Annotated in this window: 9 protein-coding genes; all 9 read left to right on the top strand. The window is 68.6% G+C overall.

Going from position 1 to position 10,699, the window contains the following annotated elements; genetic code table 11:
• Positions 1-3,293: translocation/assembly module TamB domain-containing protein (locus WKI94_RS00335; protein ID WP_337843782.1), on the top strand; the 3,293-nt coding region annotated here is incomplete at its 5' end.
• Positions 3,294-3,305: 12 nt separating this feature from the next.
• Entirely contained in the window at positions 3,306-4,337 is a 1,032-nt protein-coding gene (gene tdh / locus WKI94_RS00330) for an L-threonine 3-dehydrogenase (protein ID WP_337843781.1), read from the top strand.
• Between the two features lie 14 nt (positions 4,338-4,351).
• Entirely contained in the window at positions 4,352-5,410 is a 1,059-nt protein-coding gene (locus WKI94_RS00325; protein ID WP_337843780.1) for a PQQ-dependent sugar dehydrogenase, read from the top strand.
• Positions 5,407-6,357, top strand: a complete 951-nt coding sequence (locus tag WKI94_RS00320; protein ID WP_337843779.1) for a membrane dipeptidase — start codon at positions 5,407-5,409, stop codon at positions 6,355-6,357. Before WKI94_RS00325 ends, WKI94_RS00320 begins: the two co-directional genes overlap by 4 nt.
• A 135-nt stretch (positions 6,358-6,492) precedes the next feature.
• Positions 6,493-7,449, top strand: a complete 957-nt coding sequence (locus WKI94_RS00315; protein WP_337843778.1) for a TRAP transporter substrate-binding protein — start codon at positions 6,493-6,495, stop codon at positions 7,447-7,449.
• Positions 7,449-7,946 carry a TRAP transporter small permease gene (locus WKI94_RS00310; protein ID WP_337843777.1) on the top strand — a complete coding sequence of 166 codons (498 nt, stop codon included), beginning with the start codon at positions 7,449-7,451 and terminating at the stop codon, positions 7,944-7,946. Before WKI94_RS00315 ends, WKI94_RS00310 begins: the two co-directional genes overlap by 1 nt.
• Before the next feature lie 3 nt (positions 7,947-7,949).
• Positions 7,950-9,242 carry a TRAP transporter large permease subunit gene (locus WKI94_RS00305; protein WP_337843776.1) on the top strand — a complete coding sequence of 431 codons (1,293 nt, stop codon included), beginning with the start codon at positions 7,950-7,952 and terminating at the stop codon, positions 9,240-9,242.
• A gap of 1 nt (position 9,243) precedes the next feature.
• Entirely contained in the window at positions 9,244-9,951 is a 708-nt protein-coding gene (locus WKI94_RS00300; protein WP_337843775.1) for an MBL fold metallo-hydrolase, read from the top strand.
• Complete coding sequence (locus WKI94_RS00295; RefSeq protein ID WP_337843774.1) at positions 9,942-10,694, top strand: 5-oxoprolinase subunit PxpA; 753 nt, start codon at positions 9,942-9,944, stop codon at positions 10,692-10,694. Before WKI94_RS00300 ends, WKI94_RS00295 begins: the two co-directional genes overlap by 10 nt.
• The last annotated feature ends 5 nt before the right edge of the window (positions 10,695-10,699 follow it).

Here is a 10,699-nt window from a genome sequence, read left to right as displayed (position 1 = left end):
CCACCCCGTATGGGGCGGTGCGGGCGGTGGGGCGGGGGTTGGGGCTTGACCTCTTGGGGGAGGGGCTTCCCCTTACCGGGCGGCTGGACCTTGCGCCCTTGGCCCTCCGCTACCGCTACCAAGGGCCCTTGCCCCAGGGCCTAGGGGTGTTGGAGGCCGAGGGGGCCTATCCGGGGGGCTGGCTTAAGGGGGTCTACCGCTATGGGGAGGTGGCCTTGGACCTGGAGGGCCTCCCGGGCTTCCGCCTCCGCCTCCGGGGTGAGGGGGTTTCGGGGGAGGTGGGGCTTGAGGGGCTGGACCTGTCCCTGCAGGCCTTTGCCTATGGCCCCGTGCGCCTTACGGGGTGGGTGCGGGGCGCCCTTTCCGACTTGCGGGGCCACCTCCTCCTGGAGGCCTTTGGGCGGCGGGCGGAGGCGGAAGGGACCTGGCGGGAGGGGGCGTTTCAGGCCCGCCTGACGGGGGATCTGGAGGGGGAGGTGGCCTACCGGGGGGCCTGGGCGGGGGAGGTGGCCTTCCCCTACGGGCGGGCGCGGCTTTCCGGGGCTGGGGTGCCCCTTCTGGAAGGGGAGGTTTTGGGCCAGGCCTTCCGCCTCGCCTGGCCCCGGTTGGAAGTGGGGGGCCTCGAGGCGGACCTCATCCGGCGGGAGGCCAGGGGGGCGGGGGAGGTGCACCTCCTTTCCCTCCCCCCTATCTGGGCCGAGGGGCAGGGAAAGGCGGTGGCCCTGGTCCTTCCCCTGCCGAAGAACTCCTTGGCGGAGGGCGATGTCCAGGGCCTGCTGGACCTGGGCGACCTCTCCCTTACCCTTTCCACCGCCCTCGGGGAGGGGGCCTTGCGCTACCAGGGGGGGGAGGTCTCCGGAACCCTCGCCCTGGACCTTCCCGGGCTCAGCCTGCGCCTTGTGGGGGCGGGGCAGGGCGTGGAGCTGGAGGGGGCCCACCCCGCCTTCCCCTTGTGGGCCGCGGGGGCGGGGCGGCTTTCGGGGCGGGTGGACCTCTTGGGGGCCTACGCCCTCCGCTACCAGGCGGGGGCGCAGGTGCTTGCGCTTTCGGGCCGGCTTCTGGAGGCGGAGCTTAGGGCGGAAGGCCCCTACCTCCAGGGCCGCCTCCGCTATCCCGGGGAGGGTACGGGCTCTCTTGAGGTGAACCTTCCCCTTCCCCCCCTGGAAAGCCACCTCCGGGCCCGGGTCGCGGGGGAGGGCTACCGGATGGAGGGGGTTCTGGAGGGGGAGGTGGGCCGGCTCCGCCTTGCGGGGACCCTGCTCCCCCTGGAAGGGGCGCTCCGCCTCGAGGAGGCCGCCCTGGAGGACTTCCTAGGCCGCTACGCGCCCTACCTGAAGGGCCGGGCCTCGGGGGAGGTGGCCTTTAAGGGGGGCAAGGGGGAGGCCCGCCTGGAGGGGCGGGTGGAGGTGGCGGGGGAGGCCTTGCCCTTCCGCCTCCAAGGCCAGCTGGGCCCCAGGGTGGAGCTGGAGGGTGCCCTTGGCCAGACCCCCCTGACCCTGGTCCTGGAGGGGGGGGTGCTGGATCTCCGCGCGAACCCCAGGGGCTTCCCCCTTCACCTCCCCCTGGCCGCCCTGGCGGGTCCCCTGGAGGGCCAGGCCTACTGGACGGGGATGACCCACCTCCGCCTGCCCCTAAAGGACCCTTGGGCGGGGGAAGGGGTTCTGGTGGGGGAGCGCCTGGTCTTCCGGGGCGGGGGGGATGAGCTCCAGGCCGCGTTCCGCTACGAAAGGGGGCGGCTTACCGTGGACCACCTCCGTCTCTCGGGCCGAGGGAGCTGGGAGGGGGCGGGCTACTGGAGCTCGGAGGGGAGCGATCTCCGCCTCACCCTGAAGGACACCACCTATACCCCTGTCCTCCAGGTGGTCCCCTTCCTCAAGCCCTACCGGCCCCAGGCCTCGGGCACCCTGGTGCTCCGCCTCACGGGGGAGGGGTTCCAGGTGGGCTTCCAGGACTTCTACTTCCGCCTGGGCCCGGTGGAGGGGTATCTACCCCAAGGCCTCCTGGCTCTGAACGGGGGGGCAAGGGCCGAGGGCGAACTCCTCCTGTCCAAGCCCTTCCCGGGCCGGGCCCGGCTCGGCCTCGAGGGCACCCTGGAGGACTTCCGCGTCCTGGCCCAGGGGGAGGTCTCCTTGCCGGGCCTTAAGGAGGCCACCCCTGCCCAGGTGGCCCTGCGTTACCCCGGCTCCGGGGTGGAGATCACCCTGGGCGAGGCCCAGGCCTCAGGGACCCTCTTCCCCTTGCGGCTTGCAGGCTATGGAAAGCTCCCCCTCTACTACCCCCGTTACTACCTGCAAGAGGGCCTCCTGGACGTGAAGAGCTTCTTCCTCTACGAAGAGAAAGGCACCTACCACCTCACGGGGAACGCGGAGGTCCTAAGGGCCCGCCTGGCCATCCCTGAGGGGGGGCAGCGGGCCCTGGTGGAGGAGGGGGTGCCCGCGGAGGGGGGCCAGGGGGCGCCCCTCCCCCTCCGCTTTGAGGGGGTGCGGATCTACGCGGAGCGAGGCATCCTGGTCCAGGAGAGCCTGGCCCAGGGGGAGTTTGGGGGGGAGGTGTACCTGGAGGGCCCCTACGCCGACCCCTACCTGGTGGGGGAGGTCCGGCCCCTTTGGGGGAGCTTCCGCCTATGGGATGCCCAGTTTGCCCTGGATTCTGCAAGCGCCCTCCGCTTCCGCCCCGACCGGGGCCTTCTCCCCGAGTTCGCCCTCAAAGCCTCGGCCCAGGTGCGGGGCTACGCTGTGGCCCTCGAGGCCCAAGGGGAGTTCCTCCGGGAAAACGGCCGGGTCAAGGTGCGCCTGGAGCCCCGCTTTACCTCCGACCCTCCCCTTTCTGAGCCGGAGATCTACGCCCTCCTCGCCCTGGGCACCCCCGACGTGACCCGCCTGGCCGAGACCTTCCCCCAGGTGGCCCTGGGGGCGGTTTTGGAAAACCTCCTGGTGGGCCAGCTGGAGCGGGAGCTGGCCCAGGCCTTGGGGCTGGACCGCTTCCGGGTGGAGCTGCCCGCCCTCCAGGGGGGAGCCTTGGAGGAGACCCGCTTCTCCATCGGCAAGTACCTGAGCCCCGAGCTCTTCTTGGGCTACACCCTGGACCTGCAGGGGGAGCAGACCTTCTCCGTGGGCTACCGTCGGGATGGGCTCACGGTGAGCCTGGGTTCCACCTTCCTCTTCGGGGACGGGCGCCTAAGCCGGCTGGACCTGGAGCTGGGCTACGACCTCACCCCGAACCTGGCCCTCTCCTTGGGTTTAAAGGCTTCCGACACCGTGCGCTTTAGCGTAGGGGCCCTCTACCGGTGGTAGGATGCCCCCGGTATGCGCGCGCTGGCCAAACTGGAAAGGAACCCTGGCCTAACCCTGGTGGAACGTCCGGTACCCGAGCCGGGTCCCGGAGAGATCCTGGTGCGGGTGGAGGCGGCCAGCATCTGCGGCACAGACCTCCACATCTGGCGCTGGGATGCCTGGGCTCAGGGGCGGATCCGTCCGCCTCTTGTCCTGGGGCACGAGTTCAGCGGGGTGGTGGAGGCGGTGGGGCCTGGGGTGAAAAGGCCCAAGGTGGGGGACCGGGTGAGCCTGGAAAGCCACGTGGTCTGCCACGCCTGCCCCGCCTGCCGGGTGGGCCACTACCACGTCTGCCTGAACACGGAGATCCTGGGGGTGGACCGGGACGGGGGCTTCGCGGAGTACGTGGTGGTGCCTGCGGAAAACGCCTGGGTCCACCCGGAGGGCTTCCCCTTTGAGGTGGCGGCCATCCTGGAGCCCTTTGGCAACGCGGTCCACACCGTTTACGCGGGGAGCGGGGTTTCGGGGAAGAGCGTCCTCATCACCGGGGCGGGGCCCATCGGCCTCATGGCGGCCATGGTGGCCCGGGCCAGCGGGGCAGGGCCCATTCTGGTCTCCGACCCCAACCCCTACCGCTTGGGCTTCGCCCGCCCCTACGCGGACCGGCTGGTGAACCCCCTGGAGGAGGACCTCCTCGAGGTGGTGCGCCGGGTTACGGGAAGCGGGGTGGAGGTGCTCTTGGAGTTTTCCGGGAACGAGGCCGCCATCCACCAGGGCCTAAGGGCCCTCATCCCGGGGGGAGAGGCTAGGGTCCTTGGCATCCCCTCCGACCCCATCCGCTTTGACCTGGCGGGGGAGCTTGTCATGCGGGGGATCACCGCCTACGGCATCGCCGGCAGGAGGCTTTGGCAGACCTGGATGCAAGGCACCGCCCTGGTCTACTCCGGCCGGGTGGACCTTACCCCCCTCATCACCCACCGCCTCCCCTTAAGCCGCTACCAGGAGGCCTTCACCCTTCTGGAAAAGGGGCAGGGGGTGAAGATCATCCTGGACCCCAAGGCCTAGGGTATCCTTAGGCCATGCTCTCAAGGAGGCGGCTTCTTGCCCTCTTGGCGGCCCTGCCCCTGGCCCGGGCCCAGGGGCGGGTGGAGGAGGTGGTGGGGGGCCTCGAGGTGCCCTGGGCCCTGGCCTTCCTGCCGGATGGGGGCTTCCTCGTCTCCGAGCGGCCCGGGCGGATTAGGCTTTTCCAGGGGGGAAGGCTTACCCCCTACGCCGAGCTTCCCGTCTACGCCCGGGGGGAGTCGGGCCTTTTGGGCCTCGCCCTCCACCCCCGCTTTCCCGAGGTGCCCTACGTCTACGCCTACCGCACCGTGGAGGAAGGGGGCCTTAAGAACCAGGTGGTGCGCCTGCGCCCCGAGGGGCGCCGGGGGGTCTTGGAGCGGGTGATCCTGGACGGGATCCCCGCCCGCCCCCACGGCCTCCACTCGGGGGGGCGCATCGCCTTCGGCCCTGACGGGATGCTCTACGTCACCACCGGGGAGGTCTACGAGCGGGCCTTGGCCCAGGACCTCTCCTCCCTTGGGGGCAAGATCCTCCGCCTCACCCCCGAAGGGGCCCCCGCCCCAGGGAACCCCTTCCTGGGCCAAAGGGGGGCACGGCCTGAAGTGTATTCCTACGGCCACCGCAACCCCCAAGGCCTGGCCTGGCATCCGGAGACGGGGGAGCTCTTCGCCTCGGAGCATGGGCCGAGCGGGGAACAGGGCTTTGGCCACGACGAGGTGAACGTGATCCTCCCCGGGGGGAACTACGGCTGGCCGTTGGTGGTGGGGAAGGGGGGGGAGTCCCGCTTCCAGGCCCCCCTTTACGTTTGGCCGGAAGGCTTTCCCCCGGGGAACCTGGCCTTCTGGAGGGGGGCGCTTTACGTGGCAGGCCTGAGGGGGGAGGCCCTCTTGCGCCTCGCCTTGGAAGGGGGGAGGGGCCGGTGGCGGGTGGCGCGGGTGGAGCGGGTCCTGGAGGGCTTGGGCCGCCTAAGGGAGGTCCGGGTGGGGCCCGACGGGGCGCTTTACGTCACCACCTCCAACCGGGACGGCCGGGGCCGGGTGCGCCCGGGGGACGACCGGGTCCTGAGGCTTGCATGATGGTGGATGCCCACCTGGACCTGGCCTACAACGCCCTAGACCTGGGGCGGGACCTTACCCTGCCCCTTCCCGAGCTCCGGGCGGGGAAGGGGGAGGGGGAGACCCCCTTGGTCTCCCTCCCCGCCCTAAGGGAAGCGGGGGTGGGCCTGGCCTTCGCCACGGTTTTCGTGGACCCCAAGGCTCACGCGGGCCGGCTTTGGGAGGAGGCCCGGCGCCAAGTGGCCCTTTACCGGGATTGGGAGGCGCGGGGCCTGGTGCGCCTCCTCCGGGACGGGGAGGACCTAAAGCGCCACCTGAAGGCCTACACCGAAGACGGCGTCTTGGGCCTGGTCCTCCTCCTGGAAGGGGCCCATCCCCTGCCCGAACCGGAGGCGTTGGAGGACCTCCACCGGGAAGGGGTGCGCCTTTTGGGCCCCGCCTGGGCCACGGGGAGCCCCTACGCTGGGGGGAACGCCAGCCCTGGCCCCCTCACCCCAATGGGGGAGGCCCTTCTCCGGAAGATGGAGGAGCTCGGGGTGGCCTTGGACCTGGCCCACCTTTCGGACGAGGCCTTTTCCCAGGCCCTGCAGCGGTACGAGGGGCCGGTTCTTGCAAGCCACGCCAACCCCCGTGCCCTCGCCCCCACGCCCCGCAACCTTTCCGACGAGATGCTCCTGGCCCTTAGGGCCCGGGGCGGGGTGCTGGGCCTCGTTCCCTTCAACGCCTTCCTGGATGTGGGCTGGAAGAAGGGGATGCCCCGCCTACCTCTGGAACGCTTCCTGGTCCATAAGGCCTACGCGGAGAGTTTTCTTGGACGGGAGGGCGTGGGCCTAGGGTCGGACTGGGACGGGGGGTTTGGCCTGGAGAGCGTCCCCTTGGGCCCCGAGGGCCATGGGGACCTGAGGCGCCTTGGGGACGAGGCTTTCCTCGGGGGGAACTGGTTGCGCTGGCTTCGGGGCTGGTTTTAGGGTGGGGGCATGCGGGTAGACCTGAATGCTGGTGAGGGGTACGGAGTCTTCCTTGGAGAGAAGGGGCTACGCTGGCCTTGGGGTTGACGCTTCTTGCTTCCGGCGGTATAAACTTGCAGCGAAGGAGGGATAAGGATGAGAACCCTGGTCCTTTTGGGCGCTCTTTTGGGCTTGGCCTCGGCCCAGGCCAGCTGGAACATGGCCACTCCCTACCCCGAGGCCAACTTCCACACCGTGAACATCAAGGCCTTTGCTAAAGAGGTGGAGGAGGCCACTGGGGGGCGGGTGAGGATTACCGTCCACAGCGCGGGCTCGCTTTTCCCCCATGCCCGTATCCTCCCTGCGGTTCGGGGAGGGCAGGTGCAGATGGGGGAGGTCCTGATCTCTCTTCTTGCTAACGAGAACCCCCTCTTTGCCCTGGACTCCCTGCCCTTCCTGGTGAGCAGCTACGAGGACGCCCGTCGTCTTTACCAGGCCTCCAAGCCCGAGATTGAACGCTGGCTGGAGCAGAGGGGGATGCGCCTCCTCTTCTCCGTGCCCTGGCCGCCCCAGGGTCTTTACGTGGCCAAACCCATCAGCGATCCCACTCAGCTTAAGGGGCTTAAGTTCCGGGCGTACAACCCCATTACGGCCCGCCTAGCAGAGCTCCTCGGTATGGTGCCCACGCAGGTGGAGGTGGCGGACCTGCCCCAGGCCTTTGCCACTGGGCTGGTCCAGGCCATGATTACCTCCCCCACCACTGGGGTGGATACCCAGGCTTGGGACTTCGTGAAGTACTTTTACGACGTAAAGGCCTGGATTCCGAAGAACATGGTCATCGTCAACCGGAGGGCCTTTGAGGGGCTTTCCGCTTCAGACCAGCGGGCCATCCTGGAGGCTGCCCGCCGGGCCGAGGAACGGGGTTGGCGGATGAGCCAAGAGGAGGAGGCTAAGGCCCTTAAGGTACTGGCTGAAAAGGGAATGGCCATTGAGAAGCCAAGCCCGGCCCTGCTGGCCGTTCTCAGGAAGGCGGGGGAGACCCTTCTTCTTGACTGGCAGCGCCAGGCGGGGGCGGTGGGCATCAAGGTTTACCGCGCTTACCTAGGCCGGTGATGGGCTTCTTGAGGGCCCTTTACCTCCTTGCCACCTGGGGGGCCCTTGCCATGGCCCTCCTCATCCTCTTCCTTATCCTGGCCCAGGTGCTGGGCCGCCTCTTGGGGTTCGTGGTACCTTCTGCTTTGGAGCTTGCGGGGTTTGCCACGGCCGCCATGGTTTTTTTGGGCCTTGCCCCCACGCTACGGGAGGGGGGGCATGTGCGGGTGCGCCTTCTTCTCCGGGCCCTATCCCCTGGACCCAGGCTCTGGGTGGAGCGGGTGGGGGGTGGTCTAGCCCTTCTGGCCTCGGCTTACGCCACCTGGGCCCTTTGGCGTTTGGTTTGGGAGGCTTACCGCTTTGGGGACCTAGCCCCGGGACTTCTACCCCTTCCTCTTTGGGTGCCCCTCCTCCTGGTCGCTTTGGGCCTTTCCGTGTTCACCGTAGCCCTGGGGGAAGTTCTCTGGGCCCTTCTTTTGGGGAAGGTGCCTTCCTTTCTCGAAGGTGGGAGGGAGTGATCGGTGGAGGCTTTACTCCTCATTGCCCTCCTTTTTCTCCTTCTGGCCCTAGGGGTCTGGATCGGGGCGGCCCTCTTCCTGGTGGGGCTGGTTGGGCTTTACTTGGCCGACCCCGCTTCGGTTTTGGCCAACGCGGCCAATGCCCTTTGGTCAGCCCTTTCCAGCTGGTCCCTGGCAGCTTTGCCGCTCTTTATCTGGATGGGGGAGGTCCTCTACCGCTCACGGTTGAGCACCTGGCTCTTTGCGGGGCTGGCCCCCTGGCTTGGCCGCTTGCCGGGGGGGCTTCTGCACCTCAACGTTCTGGGCTCGGCCATCTTTGCCGCGGTAATCGGCTCCTCTGCGGCCACCACCGCCACGGTGGGCCGCATCACCTTGCCCGAACTCCGGCGCCGCGGTTACCCAGAAGACCTGGCTGTGGGTTCTCTAGCGGGGGCGGGCACTTTAGGATTCCTTATTCCCCCCTCCATCGTGATGATCGTCTATGGGGTCATGGCGGAGGTTTCCGTGGCCCGCCTGTTTATCGCTGGGGTGGTTCCCGGGCTCCTTTTGGCGGCCCTCATGGCGCTGACTCTAGGGGTCTGGGCGGCTTTGAGGAAAGGGGAGATGCCGCCTCCTGGGCCCCTCGAGCCCCTTGGTGTTCGTTTTCTCAAACTTCTCCAGCTCCTGCCGGTTCTCCTTTTGATCCTGGCCGTCATCGGCTCCATCTATGTGGGCTTGGCCACACCCACGGAGGCCGCGGCCCTCGGGGTGGCAGGGGCCCTTCTGCTTTCCGCCTTGGCGGGCGATCTCCGCCCGGAGACCTTTTGGGCAAGTCTTAGGGGGACGGTGCGGACCACGGCCATGATCGGGTTTATCCTGGCTGGGGCGAGTGTCCTTACCCTGGCCATGGGGTTTTTGGGTATCCCCCGGGCCCTTACAGCCTGGGCGGTGGAGGTGGGACTCACCCCCTACGCCCTGATCCTGGCCTTAAGCCTTGTCTACCTCCTCATGGGGATGTTTCTGGACGGCATCTCCATGGTGGTCCTCACCGTCTCCCTCCTCCTTCCTGTGGTGAAGGCCGTGGGGGTAGACCCCCTTTGGTTTGGGGTCTACCTGGTGCTTATGGTGGAGCTGGCCCAGATCACCCCTCCCGTGGGCTTTAACCTCTTCGTCCTTCAGGGCCTTACAGGCCGGGACGTCCTCTTCATCGCCCGGTCGGCCTTGCCCTTTTTGGGGGTGATCCTGGCCGCTGTGGGCCTTCTCCTAGCTATCCCGGAGCTGGTGCTCTGGTTGCCCAAGCGGATGACTGGGGGGTAGGGTGGAGGTTCTTCCCGTTTTTCAAGCCTTCCCCGCACGGAGTGGGCGGGGATACCTGGGCCTTTCGGCGGCCTACCTCCTTAGGGGGGAGCGGGTTCTCCTCTATGACACCGGTGGGTATGGGGAGCGGGAAGGGCTTGGGGAGCGGCTTAGGGACCTTGGGGTGCCGCCGGAAGCGGTGGGGATGGTGGTTTTGAGCCACCTGCACTTTGACCACGCGGCCAACTTTGACCTTTTCCCCTGGGCGGAGATCCTCCTCCACCCTGCGGAGCTGGCCTATGCGGAGGCGGGAGGGGATGCCGCTACCCTGGTTCACCACCTTCCCGCCCTTCGCCGAAGCCGCCTCCGCTTTGTGGAGGGGGAAGGGGAACTCTGGCCCGGTGTTCGCCTTTTGCACCTCCCCGGCCACACCCCCGGGCTTTTGGGCCTCGAGGTGGAAGGGGTGGGGGTCTTGTGCAGCGATGCCATCAAGAGCCGGTTTGACCTTTCCGGCCCACCCGCTCCACCCTGTTGGGACCCTGGGGCGGCCCTTCGGAGCCGCGCCCGCCTCCTCACCTATACCCGCCTTTTTCCCGGCCACGACGGACCCCTAAGGCGGGGGGTGGGTGGGGGGTTCACGCCGGAGGGGGAGGTGGAGCTCAGCCTCCGGTTCCCCGACGGCCAGGGCCTCCGGGTTATCCTGGGGACGGGAGGGGTGGAATGCAGGTAGACCTGAACGCGGACGCAGGGGAGTCCTACGGGGCCTTCCTCTACGGGCACGACCGGGAGGTTTTCCCCTACATCACCTCGGCCAACCTGGCCTGCGGTTTCCACGGGGGGAGCCCCACGCGCATCCTCGAGGCCGTCCGCCTGGCCAAGGCCCACGGGGTCCAGGTGGGGGCCCACCCTGGCTTTCCCGACCTTTTGGGCTTTGGCCGGCGGGAGATGGCCCTAAGCCCGGAGGAGGTCTACGCCGACGTCCTCTACCAGGTGGGGGCCTTGTCCGCCTTCCTCAAGGCGGAGGGCCTTCCTCTCCACCACGTGAAGCCCCACGGGGCCCTGTACCTCAAGGCCTGCCGGGACCGGGCCACGGCCCGGGCCATTGCCGAGGCGGTGCGGGCCTTTGACCCCGCCTTGCCTCTCGTGGTTCTCCCGGGCACGGTCTACGAGGAGGAAGCCCGGGCCTTGGGGCTTAGGGTGGTCCTGGAGGCCTTTCCCGAGCGGGCCTACCTGAAAAGCGGCGAGCTCGCCCCCCGCTCCATGCCGGGGAGCTGGATCACCGACCCGGAGGAGGCCGCCCGCCGGGCGGTGCGCATGGTGCTGGAGGGGAGGGTGGAGGCCCTGGACGGGGGCGAGGTGGAAGTGCGGGCGGAAACCCTTTGCATCCACGGGGATAACCCCAACGCCCCGGAGGTGGTGCGGGCGGTGCGGGAGGCCCTCTTTGCCCACGGGGTGGCGATCCGTGCTTTTTAATGGGG

The organism is Thermus sp. (assembly GCF_037444525.1).
Taxonomy (GTDB): domain Bacteria; phylum Deinococcota; class Deinococci; order Deinococcales; family Thermaceae; genus Thermus.
This window is presented reverse-complemented; position numbering and strand designations above follow the sequence as displayed.

Bases quoted from the DNA above. Each gene is read 5' to 3' on its own strand.
- WKI94_RS00325 (WP_337843780.1), top strand. From the start codon at position 4,352: ATGCTCTCAAGGAGGCGGCTTCTTGCCCTCTTGGCGGCCCTGCCCCTG.
- WKI94_RS00295 (WP_337843774.1), top strand. From the start codon at position 9,942: ATGCAGGTAGACCTGAACGCGGACGCAGGGGAGTCCTACGGGGCCTTC.
- tdh (WP_337843781.1), top strand. From the start codon at position 3,306: ATGCGCGCGCTGGCCAAACTGGAAAGGAACCCTGGCCTAACCCTGGTG.
- WKI94_RS00320 (WP_337843779.1), top strand. From the start codon at position 5,407: ATGATGGTGGATGCCCACCTGGACCTGGCCTACAACGCCCTAGACCTG.
- WKI94_RS00315 (WP_337843778.1), top strand. From the start codon at position 6,493: ATGAGAACCCTGGTCCTTTTGGGCGCTCTTTTGGGCTTGGCCTCGGCC.
- WKI94_RS00310 (WP_337843777.1), top strand. From the start codon at position 7,449: ATGGGCTTCTTGAGGGCCCTTTACCTCCTTGCCACCTGGGGGGCCCTT.